This is a genomic window from Halomonas sp. Mc5H-6, assembly GCF_024124705.1.
Lineage (GTDB): Bacteria > Pseudomonadota > Gammaproteobacteria > Pseudomonadales > Halomonadaceae > Vreelandella > Vreelandella subterranea.
In genome coordinates this window covers 11177-24581 of sequence record NZ_JAMXSI010000006.1, presented here as the reverse complement: position 1 = coordinate 24581, position 13405 = coordinate 11177, and the positions used below count along the sequence as shown (strand labels likewise).

The 13405-nt window shown below is 57.6% G+C and carries 15 protein-coding genes, 5 tRNA genes and 1 pseudogene; 17 read left to right on the top strand and 4 right to left on the bottom strand.

The window, feature by feature from the left end; all coding sequences use genetic code 11:
• Positions 1 to 4 precede the first annotated feature (4 nt).
• The 10 genes from NH395_RS10125 (at position 5) to NH395_RS10080 (ending at position 4577) form a co-directional block, all read left to right on the top strand.
• A tRNA-Glu gene (locus NH395_RS10125) sits at positions 5 to 80 on the top strand.
• A gap of 37 nt (positions 81 to 117) precedes the next feature.
• A tRNA-Gly gene (locus tag NH395_RS10120) sits at positions 118 to 192 on the top strand.
• 104 nt (positions 193 to 296) lie between these two features.
• Positions 297 to 372 (top strand) — tRNA-Glu (locus NH395_RS10115).
• A gap of 22 nt (positions 373 to 394) precedes the next feature.
• Positions 395 to 469 (top strand) — tRNA-Gly (locus NH395_RS10110).
• A gap of 226 nt (positions 470 to 695) precedes the next feature.
• Positions 696 to 1670, top strand: coding sequence for an ABC transporter ATP-binding protein (locus tag NH395_RS10105; protein WP_253024475.1), 975 nt, complete (start codon positions 696 to 698; stop codon positions 1668 to 1670).
• Positions 1667 to 2440, top strand: a complete 774-nt coding sequence (locus NH395_RS10100) for an ABC transporter permease (protein ID WP_066317928.1) — start codon at positions 1667 to 1669, stop codon at positions 2438 to 2440. Before NH395_RS10105 ends, NH395_RS10100 begins: the two co-directional genes overlap by 4 nt.
• Positions 2441 to 2443: 3 nt before the next feature.
• The gene (queF, locus tag NH395_RS10095) at positions 2444 to 3277 is read left to right on the top strand and encodes an NADPH-dependent 7-cyano-7-deazaguanine reductase QueF (RefSeq protein WP_253024474.1); all 834 of its coding nucleotides are present in this window, start codon (positions 2444 to 2446) and stop codon (positions 3275 to 3277) included.
• A 48-nt stretch (positions 3278 to 3325) separates the two neighbouring features.
• The gene (locus NH395_RS10090; RefSeq protein WP_253024473.1) at positions 3326 to 3886 is read left to right on the top strand and encodes a nitroreductase family protein; all 561 of its coding nucleotides are present in this window, start codon (positions 3326 to 3328) and stop codon (positions 3884 to 3886) included.
• 2 nt (positions 3887 to 3888) lie between these two features.
• Positions 3889 to 4395, top strand: a complete 507-nt coding sequence (locus tag NH395_RS10085; protein WP_253024472.1) for a YiiD C-terminal domain-containing protein — start codon at positions 3889 to 3891, stop codon at positions 4393 to 4395.
• 94 nt (positions 4396 to 4489) lie between these two features.
• Positions 4490 to 4577: transfer RNA gene (locus tag NH395_RS10080), tRNA-Ser, on the top strand.
• Between the two features lie 146 nt (positions 4578 to 4723).
• On the opposite strand, the pseudogene NH395_RS10075 reads toward NH395_RS10080, so the two are convergent.
• The 4 genes and pseudogenes from NH395_RS10075 to NH395_RS10060 all read right to left on the bottom strand — a co-directional run.
• Positions 4724 to 5315: pseudogene (locus NH395_RS10075) on the bottom strand (IS3 family transposase); the annotation flags it as partial.
• Positions 5309 to 5530 carry a hypothetical protein gene (locus tag NH395_RS10070; protein ID WP_253024470.1) on the bottom strand — a complete coding sequence of 74 codons (222 nt, stop codon included), beginning with the start codon at positions 5528 to 5530 and terminating at the stop codon, positions 5309 to 5311. The gene NH395_RS10070 and the pseudogene NH395_RS10075, both read right to left, overlap by 7 nt.
• A 137-nt stretch (positions 5531 to 5667) precedes the next feature.
• A complete protein-coding gene (locus NH395_RS10065; protein WP_253024468.1) occupies positions 5668 to 6012 on the bottom strand; it encodes a cation transporter in 345 nt (114 codons plus the stop codon).
• 31 nt (positions 6013 to 6043) lie between these two features.
• Positions 6044 to 6247: a DUF2933 domain-containing protein gene (locus tag NH395_RS10060; RefSeq protein ID WP_253024466.1), complete on the bottom strand. Its 204-nt coding sequence runs from the start codon at positions 6245 to 6247 to the stop codon at positions 6044 to 6046.
• Positions 6248 to 6594: 347 nt separating this feature from the next.
• Between NH395_RS10060 and NH395_RS10055 the strand changes: the two genes are divergently transcribed.
• From NH395_RS10055 to NH395_RS10025, 7 genes are all read left to right on the top strand, one after another.
• Positions 6595 to 7110, top strand: coding sequence for a hypothetical protein (locus NH395_RS10055; protein ID WP_253024464.1), 516 nt, complete (start codon positions 6595 to 6597; stop codon positions 7108 to 7110).
• Between the two features lie 330 nt (positions 7111 to 7440).
• Complete coding sequence (locus NH395_RS10050; protein ID WP_253024462.1) at positions 7441 to 7806, top strand: NADH-quinone oxidoreductase subunit A; 366 nt, start codon at positions 7441 to 7443, stop codon at positions 7804 to 7806.
• Between the two features lie 50 nt (positions 7807 to 7856).
• The gene (locus tag NH395_RS10045) at positions 7857 to 9761 is read left to right on the top strand and encodes a heavy metal-binding domain-containing protein (protein WP_253024460.1); all 1905 of its coding nucleotides are present in this window, start codon (positions 7857 to 7859) and stop codon (positions 9759 to 9761) included.
• Positions 9758 to 10654 carry a complex I subunit 1 family protein gene (locus NH395_RS10040; protein WP_253024458.1) on the top strand — a complete coding sequence of 299 codons (897 nt, stop codon included), beginning with the start codon at positions 9758 to 9760 and terminating at the stop codon, positions 10652 to 10654. Before NH395_RS10045 ends, NH395_RS10040 begins: the two co-directional genes overlap by 4 nt.
• Complete coding sequence (locus NH395_RS10035) at positions 10654 to 11190, top strand: NADH-quinone oxidoreductase subunit J (protein WP_092825691.1); 537 nt, start codon at positions 10654 to 10656, stop codon at positions 11188 to 11190. Before NH395_RS10040 ends, NH395_RS10035 begins: the two co-directional genes overlap by 1 nt.
• Complete coding sequence (gene nuoK, locus NH395_RS10030) at positions 11187 to 11498, top strand: NADH-quinone oxidoreductase subunit NuoK (protein WP_092825689.1); 312 nt, start codon at positions 11187 to 11189, stop codon at positions 11496 to 11498. The genes NH395_RS10035 and nuoK overlap by 4 nt, the downstream gene beginning before the upstream one ends.
• Positions 11495 to 13396 carry a proton-conducting transporter membrane subunit gene (locus NH395_RS10025; RefSeq protein WP_199283600.1) on the top strand — a complete coding sequence of 634 codons (1902 nt, stop codon included), beginning with the start codon at positions 11495 to 11497 and terminating at the stop codon, positions 13394 to 13396. The genes nuoK and NH395_RS10025 overlap by 4 nt, the downstream gene beginning before the upstream one ends.
• Positions 13397 to 13405 lie beyond the last annotated feature (9 nt).

Here is a 13405-nt window from a genome sequence, read left to right as displayed (position 1 = left end):
GCACGTCCCATTCGTCTAGTGGTCCAGGACACCGCCCTTTCACGGCGGTAACAGGGGTTCGAACCCCCTATGGGACGCCATCCGATAGCGAGAATGCGTTAAGCGTAGCGTGACAGAGCGGGAATAGCTCAGTGGTAGAGCATCGCCTTGCCAAGGCGAGGGTCGGGAGTTCGAATCTCCTTTCCCGCTCCAATAGCGTGATTTGCAGTGGTGGATAGGCCCGAGGGTCGGGAGCTGGTGCGCCAGCCCGGTCAAATCTCCTTTACCGCTCCAAACAACATTACGCTTACATCTGTGTCCCATTCGTCTAGTGGTCCAGGACACCGCCCTTTCACGGCGGTAACAGGGGTTCGAACCCCCTATGGGACGCCATCTCGTACTTGTCTTTTGCGTTGCGGGAATAGCTCAGTGGTAGAGCATCGCCTTGCCAAGGCGAGGGTCGGGAGTTCGAATCTCCTTTCCCGCTCCAATAGCGTGATTTGCAGTGGTGGATAGGCCCGAGGGTCGGGAGCTGGTGCGCCAGCCCGGTCAAATCGTCATTCCCGCTCTAAGCGCACCCGCCTCTATCTTTCTCTTCTCCCGTTGTTTGTTTACCGCCTTCCGGGACAGAACTGTTTGAAAAAATAGTTTGCGCCCTAATATCTAACGTCTACGCATGTGATGACTTCCTTATTTTTTGCTGACAGGACATATTTATGGCCGAACCGGCATTGTCGATACGTGGCCTTACCAAGGAGTACGGTAACGGCTTTCAAGCGTTAAAAGGTATTGATCTCGACGTCCAGCAGGGCGATTTTTTTGCGCTTCTGGGCCCCAATGGCGCAGGCAAATCCACTACGCTAGGCGTGGTCTGTTCGCTGGTGCAGAAGACCCAGGGGCAGGTGTCGGTTTTTGGTATCGATATCGATAAAGACTTCTCCAAGGCGAAATATCAGATTGGCGTCGTACCTCAAGAGTTTAACTTTAACCAGTTCGAAAAAGTGCTCGATATCGTGCTGGCGCAAGCAGGCTACTACGGCATGACGCGCCGCGAGGCGCTGCCTCGCGCTGAGCAGTTGTTGACCGACCTGGGGTTGTGGGACAAGCGTAATGGGAGCGCACGCATGCTGTCCGGCGGCATGAAGCGCCGCCTGATGATTGCGCGCGCCTTGATGCACCGGCCTAAATTGCTGATCCTCGACGAGCCTACCGCGGGCGTAGATATCGAGCTACGCCGGAGCATGTGGGAGTACATGCGCCGCATCAATCGTGACGAAGGCACCACGATCATTTTGACGACGCATTACCTGGAAGAGGCCGAGAGCCTGTGCCGTAATATCGCGATCATTAACCACGGCGAAATCGTCCGTAATACCAGTGTGCGGGAGTTGCTCACCGAACTGAGTCGGGAGACCTTTCTTCTGGACCTTGCTGGTCCTGTCAGCGAGCCCCCCGTGGTGGAGGGCTTTGACATACAGCGGGTGGAAGCCTCGCAGCTATCCTTGGTGATTCATCGCGGCCAGCGACTTAACGATGTGTTTGGTGCATTAACCGAGCAGGGCTTGCAGGTCGTCTCCATGCGCAACCGTGCCAACCGCCTTGAGGAGATGTTCGTGTCGATGGTGGAAGGCAGTCAGAGCGCGATCGACCAACGGGCAGAGCAGCCTCAAACACGGGAGGCGCAGGTATGAACGCCAGCCAAACGCTCATCGCCTTGTGGACGCTGGTGCTCAAGGAGATCAAGCGCTTCACGCGGATATGGCCGCAAACCCTGTTGCCGCCCTCTATCACCATGGCCATGTACTTCATTATCTTTGGCAATCTGATCGGCTCGCGTATTGGGGCGATGGACGGCTTCACCTACATGGATTTTATTGTCCCCGGCCTGATCATGATGTCGGTGATCACCAACAGCTATTCCAACGTGGCCTCCAGCTTCTTCTCGAACAAGTTCCAGCGTTCGATCGAGGAGATGATGGTCTCGCCGATGCCTAACTGGGTCATCTTATCCGGTTTCATCTTTGGCGGTATGGCCCGTGGTCTTGGTGTCGGGCTGATCGTGACCATCGTGTCGCTGTTTTTCACTCGTCTTACCGTCGAACATCCGTTTTTGACCGTGCTGGTGGTGGTGCTGACGTCGGCGCTGTTCTCCATCGGTGGTTTTATCAACGCGCTGTTGGCCAATAAATTTGACGACATTTCCATCGTGCCGACCTTTATCCTCACGCCGCTGACCTACCTCGGTGGGGTGTTTTACTCGATTTCCATGCTGCCCGACTTCTGGCAGGGCGTGTCGATGCTCAATCCGATTCTGTACATGGTGAATGTTTTCCGCTATGGCTTTCTGGGGGTGTCGGATATCCCGGTTGGCTGGGCCTTGGCAGCCGTGCTGGGCTTCATTGTCGTGCTGTTTATCGTCGCGCTTCGCATGTTGGAGCGCGGCAAAGGAATCCGGAGTTAAGTCATGTCGCATCGACCCGAAACGCTGATGGAGGCGCCATTGGGGCGCGAATCCGTCTATCCGGAAGCGTATGATCCAGACCTTCTGTACCCGATTCCCCGGGCGGCGAACCGAGCCGCCTTGGATATTGATGAAGGCAGTCTGCCGTTTGTCGGCGAGGACGAGTGGCATGCGTTTGAGGTTTCCTGGCTGAACGGGCGCGGCAAACCGGTAGTGGCCGTCGCACGCTTTCGTTTGCCCGCCGATTCACCCAATCTGATCGAGTCGAAATCCTGGAAGCTATACCTCAACAGCTTCAACCAGACCCGCTTTGCCCACCGCGACGATGTGATCGCGAGGCTGACTCAGGATTTAGCAGGTGCCGCGACAGCACCGGTCAGCGTCGAGCTGTTTGATGTGGACGCTGACGCCCTGGCACCTCAACAATTGCCGGGAGAGTGCCTGGATGCACTGGATATCGAGGTAAGCGATTACACACCCAGCGCTGACCATCTGACGACAGGGGGGCAGGTGGTGGAAGAAACACTTTACTCGCACCTCTTGAAATCCAACTGCCCGGTGACCGGTCAGCCGGATTGGGGCAGCGTGATGATTCGCTACACAGGGCCGAAGATCGAGCGCGAGGGCCTATTGCGCTATTTGATCGGCTATCGCCAGCATCAGGACTTTCACGAGCATTGCGTCGAGCATATTTTTACCGACCTGATGCGGCGCGCCAAACCCAGTGAATTATTGGTGCTGGCGCGCTATGTACGTCGCGGCGGCTTGGATATCAGCCCCTGGCGTGCGACACCGGGACTCGCGCCGCCCAGCCCGTTGCGTCTGGCAAGACAATAAATGATTGCGCTAAAGTAGCGCTCATCTCATTGAACCGATGGAGTCATCATGGACGCACTTACGCTGCTGCACGAACGTAGCTCCATGGGCAAGCTGAACGAGCCTTCGCCCAACGCCGAGCAGCTTGGCGCTATCTACCAGGCTGCGCTGCGTGCCCCTGACCATAAAGAGCTGCGCCCCTGGCGGTTTATCGAATTCAGCGGCGAAGGGCGCGAACGCCTGGGTGAGCTGTTCGCCGAGGCCGAGTTTCAGGAAGACCCGCATGCCGGAGATTCCGTGCTTGACTCGGCGCGCAAAAAACCGCTGCGTGCGCCGATGATCATTGCCGTGATCGCCAAGGTGACGCCGGACATCGCCAAGGTGCCCAAGATGGAGCAGGTGATCTCTGCCGGCTGCGCGGCCCACGGCATTCTGCTGGCGGCTCATGCGCTCGGGTTGGGTGCCATGTGGCGCAGCGGCAAGTATGCCTTCGACCCTGTGGTGCGCAAGGGGTTGGGCCTGGAAGACGACGACGAGGTCGTTGCGTTTGTTTATCTGGGCACGCCCGCAGGTCGCCACAAACCGCTTCCTGAGCATCGAGCCGATGACTTTGTCGAACGCTGGAGTTAGCCATGCCTGCCAGTCGCCAAGTAGGCGTACCGTATCCGCGCTTAGCGTTAACCGAAGGGCCTGATGACCTCGATGCCTTTCAGCAGTGGTTAAGCGAGGCGATTCCCATGGTGGGCGCACTGGGCATTACACGGATGGATCGCCAGGGTGACACGCTTACCTGGCAGCTGGCGCTGGCGCCTAGTCTGAATGACAAAGGTACCGGCTTTGGCGGTGCGCTCACCGCTCAAGCAACGCTGCTGGGCTGGTGCTGGGTAACGCTATGGCTGCGCGCGCAGGGCAGGGCACAAGATGTGGTCGTCGCCGAGGCTAGCCAGCGCTTTCATGCGCCGGTGACGAGCGATTACCATATGATATGCAGCCCGCAAGACTCCCAAGGCCCTGTAAAGCTCGCCGACAGGCTCCATGAACGCGGTAGAGGGCGGATTACGCTGGACCAAAAGCTCTATTGCGGTAACACGCTGTGCCTGGAAGCGACCGGTCGCTACGTGGTTCTTCCTGAGGCTTGATCCGAAAACGGCTTGCTATTTGGTAGCTTAGGCCATAGAATACGCGCCGTTCTGTTGGGAAAAGCACCGCTGGTCTCAAAAGAGCAAACAACGCGGAGGAGTGTCCGAGTGGTCGAAGGAGCACGCCTGGAAAGTGTGTAAGTCGAAAGGCTTCGAGGGTTCGAATCCCTCCTCCTCCGCCAAAAACATAGATTAAGCCGCTGATTTCAGCGGCTTTTTTGTTTCCTGCTTATAACTGACCCACACCTTGGCCCACACTTTCGTATTGGCTTCTACAGAATCACAGTGAACGCCTTTGGACGATTCTCCTTTTTAGACATCGCAAATTTATCGGCTCGTAGTGGATTGCTTCCACTTTCATTGAATGGATGAAGCTTTCCACGCAGGCGTTTTCCCAGCAGTTGCCTTTAAGGCTCATACTTTGACGCAACTGCTGCGTTCGCAGCCGATCCAGGTAGGCGCGTGAACAGTACTGGCTTCCATGGTCACTGTGACAGATCACCCCGATGCGGAAATTGCGTCGCCACAGCGCCATTTCCAGCGCATCGCAGACCAGGTAGGTCTGCCGTCATCCTGGTATTCATGGACCAGCCGACGACAGAGCGCGAATACAGGTCAATGATGACGGCTAGATACAGCCAACCTTCAGAGCTCATCAGGTACGTGATGTCACCGGCCCACTTCTGGTTCGGGGCGGTTGCCACAAAGTTCTGCTCCAATAAGTTGGGCGACACAGGCAAGCTATGGTCGCTGTCTGTGGTGACGACGAACTTGCGGGCAGCCTTTGGCACCTACGACTGGCGCCGCATACTGGCACCTATCGTTTTGATATCATATGGGTGACCATCGGTCGCCAGTGTAGCCTGAATGCGTCGAGCCCCATTGAGCTGCTTGCTCTGGCCGAATGCCTCTTTCACGCGACGAGCATCATGTCATGAGATATGACATTGAGTTTGTAGCTGGGTCGTTCGGGTTGCTCGCGTGCATTGCGTCGCTTCAACAGCAAAGAGTTGCTGATCACCGACAGCGAGCTGGTGGTCATGTCGATAACACCAATTATCGGGTGCAACAGGCTGATGGCGGCGCGTTCGTTGGCGCCGGTGATCATCATCACGACGTGGAGGCCCGAGGTCATGCATGACGCGAATGGCTGCTACCAACTCCTGCTTGAGGGTATCAGCCACGGCCACCTGACACAGAGCCTTACCACCGACGGCGATGGTTACCACGTTGCCCCTTTTTTTACAGTACCGATTAACGAAAGACTGCGTTTTAATGACAACTCCAAGGCTCTTTCTTGGCGTTGTCTTTAACGTTCTGGTCGACGAAGCGGTAATACTCTTCCTTGAAGCGGTTCCATCGGTCAGCGCTGACCTCGATCCCATGGCGTATAAGGATCTTTTCGACATCATCAATGCATAGCCGCAGCGCATCGTAAGCGAGACAGATATGCCTGTGTTTTTCGTCGTAGACTACCTTATCCATCCCGTAAAGCTGATCGATATCCGCTATTGCGTCGTCGATGCGCTCACGCTCATGGCGTTGGATTTTTAAATTCCGAGTCACTAATGTGTTTTCGGAAACGCCTAAGCGATGCTCTTGATGTTTCGGTTTCATAATGATCCCCCCGCATGATTTAAAGGGTGTTTCACTCCTTATCTGCTTTATCGCCGTGCCCACCGTGATGTCGATGCATAAAAAAATGCATCAATGGACAGGCTGCCAAAAAAAGTAAAGGTAAGGCCTGAAAGAGGTGAAAGTGGTGATCTGTTCCCATCAAGTAACCCACCAAAATGACAAACCCGGCAAGCGGTATCCACATCATCAGCAGACGGCTAGTTTTTTGACTCATAGGCACTCCTATAGCACTTCCGGGGGTAAAGAGGTAACGGTTGTTTGTCGATGGTTATATGCCCTCGTTACCCCAAAAATAGCCCGTTAACCTGAATTTAAACTGAAATTACACGCCGTAGTTATCTGAAGTCGCCTAGTTTTTTATAACATATCAACCTGAAACAGATTTCAAAACGGTCGACAAAAATTGACTTGTGACAATATTGAGGTATCGGGTTTGGTTTCTCTTTGACCTGCGGGCTACCTATAGGTTGTAGGCTTATAACGGAAGTTAACTCTGTCTTCTTCCATTTTTATTGGAGTAAGGCGACTTCTCGACCCGCAACACGATGAGAGGAAATTGATATGGCTAAGTATAAGAAGATCGTTGCCATTGCGTTGGCTGCAAGCCTTGGTGCCACAAGCAGCGCCACCTTCGCTCAAGGCATGAACCAAGGCGCCCAAGGTCAGGGCGGTATGATGGGCGGCCAAAGCGGCATGGGTCCTGGCATGATGATGGGAGGCCAAGGTGGCATGATGCCTTGCCCCATGATGGGTGGTATGGGTCCGATGTCCGGCATGTCCGGCATACTCGACGACGAACAAATGAGCTCGATGCGCGAGATGCGCCAGGAACATCGCTCTACTCAATTGGAGCGGATGGGCGAAATGATGAACCTGAGTGATGACATGATGATAATCATGCAGGCCGAGCGGCCTGATCCGGAGGAAGTAAAAGCGCTGCACGGTCAAATGGCTAACCTACATGGCGACATGATGGCCGATAAAGTGAGCATGCATAATCAGATGCAGGACCTGTTGACCGACGAGCAGCGACAACAGATGAAGGGAAACATGCCAAGCCACCATGGCCAGCAATAAGCCTTGGTGAGTACCACTTTGTGAATTAGGAGTGATGCCATGTGCCGATGGAAGCTGTGATGGCACTGTTTGACCAAAAACCGGATATCGACGGTACTGGTTTAGCCGGTATTGCGATTGATACACCGTGTACACCGAGGCCGCAAGACGAGCCTTACGAGGTATTCGCGTTTACGGATCAGGGACATAAACCCTCTATAATGCTATCAGTGGGGTCGGGCTATTCTCCCAGGCACGGCGCATAGCTTGCGGGTGCTCTACTATTTTTCGACTCTCGGTGGTCATCGACTTAGGTGCGGGACATGCTTGGTTGATTAATCAGGAGGTCAGATGATGACTCTTTTGGAGCAATACAGCTTACTGCTGGCCCTGGCGATTGGCGTCGTAGGCAGCGTTTTCTGTCTGTATTCGCTTGCCCGCGCGATAGGCCTGACACGTCAGGAGCCGGGCAAGGATGTGCCGGCGAGTTCCGGAGCTCTGTCGCGGGATCCGGTATGGGGGCGCTATCACGCCCGCTACTACGGATATGGGTTGCTGTTTCTGGCCTTTGATATGGAGATGGCGTTCATGTACCCGTGGGCAGTGGTTTACAAGGAAGTAGGGCTGGTTGCCTTGCTTGATATGGGCGTGTTTCTGGCGATTCTCTTTCTTGGCCTGCTTTACGGATGGAGCCAGGGGGCTTTCAGGCGGCAATGAGTTTTGATTCAGCAATAAACATAACGGGCGCACGACAGAAACGGCCCTCAGTGCTGCAGAAGCTGGTTTCTCGGGCCCTGGCGCGTAATCTGGGCTGTCTGATCGTTCCCGGGCCTGAGATTGCCCTGGCGCATGGTCTGGACGTGACAGCGGCAGGCATGCGAACCAGTACTACGCCTCGCGATGCAAGCGTGCTCATGATTGTTGGAGAGCTGTCGGAGAAAATGGGCGACGCCGTGGCCGTGCTCTACGCGCAGATGCCCCGGCCGCGTGCCATTCTCATCGTAGGCGGGCAGACACCGTCAACTTTACCTGGTGCCGATATTTCTGCAGGTCTCTCGCAAAAGGGACTGACCGAAGCCGTAGTTCGACTACAACGTGCATTCGCTGACGGTGCCTTTGTAGCCTCGCCGGAGGCGTTCGACGCCGATGTCCTGCACGCCAAGATTGAGTATGTCTGCCCCATGCATCCAGAAATTGTCGAGGATGAGCCGGGTAGCTGCCCCAAATGCGGCATGGACCTGGTAGCCCGAGAGGCAGGGGAGTCCACGCCCGACCACGATCATGAACACCAGCATGATCACGAACACCAGCACCATGGCCACAAGCATGACCATGAGCACGAGCACGAGCATTGCCATGATCAAGATCATAAGGGCCACCATGAACATCATCATGGCCATGATCACGAGCACAGTAACGAGCACCAACAGGAACACGCGCACGAAAATGCAGCGGCCGAATATACCTGCCCAATGCACCCGGAAATCGTTCGGGACGAGCCTGGAAGCTGCCCCAAGTGCGGTATGGATCTGGTAGCCCGTGAGGACGCGGAAGATGAGGGCGCCTCAGAAGAGGGCTCCGGGCACGGCCACGATCATCAACATAGCGAATCTGACCACCACTCAGAACATGAACATTCAGGCCATGATCATGGAGAACACGATCATGGTGGGCATGAGCATGGAGGGCACGATCACGGCGCCTCGGGATTCATGTCCATGATTGAAGTCACCAAAGATCTGCCACGCAGCGCCGATGGCCTGCAGATGGATTGGCTTGAGGTGCCGTTCGGCCCAGTCTTTCCGGGCTTACCAGGCGGACTGAAATTGACGTTGACCCTTGATGGTGACGGGGTGACCGAAGGGCAGGCGACCTCCCTGGCGGGTATGACCATCGAAGTTGAAGAGGGTGAAGAAAGCGAAGAGATAGATGTCGAGAACTTCATCGACCATCTGGCCACGGCAATGCCGCTGGCGCCGGTGAGCTATCGTCTGCTGGCCTGTCTTGCGATCGAGCAAGCGGCTGGGCTGAATGACGATCAGGCGACCACTCAGGCCCGGAACGGCGGACTTGAGCGTGAGCGCATCGCCAGTCATCTTGGTTGGCTGGCGCAACTGGGGCGCCAGCTCGGATTCGCTTGGCTGACGCAGCGGGCTTCGACTCTGCAACTGCAAGTCAGAGAGGCTAACCGGTACAGGCTTGCTGAGCTGGAACCAGCGTTGCGCACATTAGGAACCCGTCTTGGACGGACGCCTTTGCTCAAATCGCGGCTGAAGGATATCGGCGAACTCTCATCAGAATTTTCTGATCTGCGCGGCCCCGTAGCACGTGCTGCCAGCGAAGGCGGAGACGCCTGGGCTCGCCTGTGGCAACGTCTGGCCGAAATAACCGCCAGTCTCGACCTTATAAAGGCGAGCAGCGAACCGGCGCTGCCATCCCTGCGCGACATTGGCGATTTATCAGGAACCGGTGAGGTAACCGTTGATACGCCCCGCGGCGAAGCCCGGTTAAGTCTGAAACTGGAGCATGGAAAGGTGAAATCCTACAAGCTGGACACCCCCTGCAGTCACCATATCGACCTGGTCCCGAAGCTTGTTGAGGGCCAGGAGCTGGGCGATGCGCTGCTGGCAGTCGGCTCACTGGATCTTTCGCCCTGGGAGGTGATCTCGTGACCGTCGCTAGCGTTCTTCTCGCATTGCTTGGCAGCGCTTGGCTGCTGGCCGTGATCGAGGGCTGGATGACCACTGGCCGCCTGAGTCCGGCGGCGCCACTTTTTAGCGGGCTGGCGCACCTCGGTCGTGAATCCATTCTCCCGCGCTCGCCAGACCGGGTGTTTTTCGAGGCAGCGCCGGTGCTTCTCCTGGTTGTGGGGGTACTTGGTATGGCGGTCCTGCCGCTGGCGCCGGACCTGATCATTGCGGACCTTGGTACTGGTGCGCTGTTCATCAACGCGGCCCTGGCCTATGTGCTGGTCGCGGTGATCATGGCGGGCTGGGGACCGGACGGCGCCTACGCGATGATCGGTGGCTGGCGCTTTCTGGGCCAGCTTATTGCCTATTCCATGCTTATTGTCATGCCGATCACGGCCGTGGCCATGCGCGCCGAATCCCTGTTGAATACCGCGATCGTTGGCTCCCAGGCGGGGCTGTGGAACATCGTCTACCAGCCCCTGGGCTTCGTGCTGTTTTTCATTGCGGCCATGGCACTGGCGTTCCGGGCCCCGTTTGATCTGCCAACCGCAGAGGGAGAGCTTGGCGGGGGCGTGGACGCCGAATACACCGGGGTGCGCCTGGCAGTGCTTCGCCTGGCCCGACTGACCCTGGTGGTTACCCTGGCTTCCGCAACCACGGTCTTCTACCTCGGCGGCTGGCATGGGCCGCTACTGCCACCTTGGGCCTGGAGTCTGGTGAAGACCCTGGCCGTGGCCGTGTCGATGTTGCTGGTCGGTCACTATCTGCCACGCATTCGCGAGGCGGATCTGATGCGGTGGTGCTGGATTCTAGGCATCCCCCTTGCACTGGTGAATATCATTGTCGTCGGCTTACTGATTCTGGTGGTTCCCTAATGTACGCACAGGCTTTTTTCGTTGCCGTTTTCGGGTTGGCTGCCATCGGCTTTGGCGTGGTGGTGTTTCGCACATCGTCCATGGTCCGTTCTGCGCTGGCTCTGTTGTTTTCGCAGACCGCCGTCGGCTGCATGTTTCTGGCGATGCAGACCGAATTTCTGGGCGTACTGCAAATCATGATGATGGCCACGGAGATGAGTATCATGGCCATCTTCATGGTGATGTTCATGATGGATCCCGGTGGGCTTGGCGGTATGGACATGAGTCACCAGAAGCGTTTCTCTATCGGTGCTGGGGTGAGTGCGGCCGTTGTTGCTATCGCCGTTGCGCTGCTGTCCGACTGGGGCCCCGCAGCAAAGCAGGTGGTGGATGCGGAAGCGCAGACACGGGCGTTGGGCATGGAGCTGCTCGGGCGCTCGATGATGATCTTTGAAACCGCTGGTATCACCATCCTGACCGCAATGATTGCGGCCACCGCGGTGGCGATTCCGGTGCAGAACCTGGCGAGTAAAAGAGCCAAGGAGGCATCGGAATGACCGCAGTTCTGATAGTAGCGCTTGTGACCGGCGCCATCCTGTTCGGTATCGGCGTCTATGGCGCACTGTCCCAGACCAATCTGGTGATGATCATGATGGGCGTGGAGCTGATGCTGGCGGGGGCCATGGTGAATCTGGTGGCTTTCTGGCGCTTTCTACATCCCGAAGCCTATTCCGGCCAGATGTTCGTGCTGGTGGTGATGACGGTTATGGCACTGGAGATGGCGGTCGGATTTGGCGTCGCCATTGCGCGCTTCCGGGTTAAGGGCTCGGTTGAGATGGAAGAAGCGGAGGACCTGAAAGGATGAATGCAGTGCTCCTGCCAATACTACCGCCGCTGATCGCCGCCCTGGCTGTGTTGTTACTGCGCCGTGGGAGTGCTGTGTTGGCCCTGGCTGGTGCGACGCTCAACCTGGCAGGCAGTCTCTGGCTGATAGCCCGGGTGGTTGACGTTCAGACCGAAACCCTACTTCTGCCTGGGCTGCCGGACATGCCACTGCGCCTGGTCGCCGGGCCGATGACCTCGCTATTGACCGTGGCAGTGGCCACGGTGGCTACATTCGTTCTGATTTATGCCGTCGGTTATATGAAGCGGGAGTCCGGCCAAGCGCGCTTCTATGCCGTGATGTCGCTGTTCCTGGCGGCCATGCAGGCACTGGTGCTGGCGGGCGACTGGATTCTGCTGCTGGCGAGCTGGGAACTGATCAGTCTGTGCAGCTACCTGCTGATCGGCTTCTGGTTCCAACGCCCCGAAGCCGCGAACGCAGCCACACGCGCTTTCCTATATACCCGCAGCGCGGATCTCGGGCTTTACGTTGCGATATTCATACTCATAGGGTCAGCAGGTACCAGTGAGATTGCCGCTTCCCTGGAAGCTGACGCTGGAGCGCCCACCATTGCCGGGCTTCTGTTGCTGCTGGCCGCCATGGGCAAGTCGGCCCAGGTTCCCCTGCAGGACTGGCTTATGCGCGCCATGGCGGGCCCGACACCGGTCTCGGCGTTGCTGCACTCGGCCACACTGGTGGCGGCGGGCGCCATTCTGCTGATCCGCTCGGCGCCACTGCTGACGCCTGAGGCACTGTTCGCTGTCGGTCTTGTCGGTGGTATCACCACGGTGGCTGCCGGGGTGATTGCGCTGGCTGAACGTGATCTCAAACGTGTGCTGGCGGCTTCCACGGCCAGCCAATACGGCCTGATGCTCATCGCAGTGGGCGCGGGGGTTCCACTGGCCGCGCTGTTGCATCTGCTCGCCCATGCCGCTATTAAAAGCACCCTGTTTCTTGCCGCCGGTGACTTTCAACATGCTCGCGAGGGTACCGGTTTCGATCAGTTGAAGGGCGTTGGCCGCGCCAGGCCCTGGTCCTTTGGCGGCTTTGCACTGGCAGCGATGGCACTGGCGGGCATCCCACCACTGAGTGGGTTCTTCTCCAAGGATGCGGTGATCGCCGCCGCTCTGTCTGCGCCGGGCGCCGTCTTGCTCGGCGCTCTGGCCCTGGTCGGCACTCTGCTGACCGGCGCCTACATGGCCCGGGCTCTACGGGTGCTATGGCAGGGCTCGGGCGATACCCGGCCGGTCGAAGGTACTGGCTGGATGCGCGCTGGCATCTGGGGCCTGGCGATCCCTGCCGCTGTCCTGGGTCTGGCCTTTGGTCCCCTCGAAAAAATGCTTGATCTGGCGGCTCCGGAAACTGCGGGCATCGTCGTCATAGTGCTTGGGCTGGTCGCCGCGTTGGGTGGGCTGGCCTTGGGTTGGTTGGTGCCGGCCCAACGCCTGCTTGGCCCTGCCCATCAATGGGCAGAGTCGGGGCTGGTGGTGGCAGGCGGGCTTACTGCCTGGGTAGGTCGGCCCGCGATGGCGGTTGCCGGGGGATGTAACCGTCTGGAAAACCATCTGTACGCGGCCGCACTTGGCATTGGCGATGCTGCTCTCAGCATCGCCCGTGGGGGCGAGCGCCTGGAAAAGCGCCTGTATCAGGACGTGCTTGGCGTCGGCCGAGCAAATCTGGCGGTGGGTCGCTGGGTTCGGGGCGGTGATGAGCGCGGAATCGACGGTCTGATCTTCGCGCTGGTGGCCGCTGTGCAGGCCCTGGGCGCCCGGGCAAGATCCCTGCAAAGCGGCATGATCCACCACAGTCTGGCGATCAGCGCGGTAGCCATCGCTGTGCTTTTTGTTGTCATCCTGTTTTCAGCTTCACTGAGTTTCTAAAGGAACCCT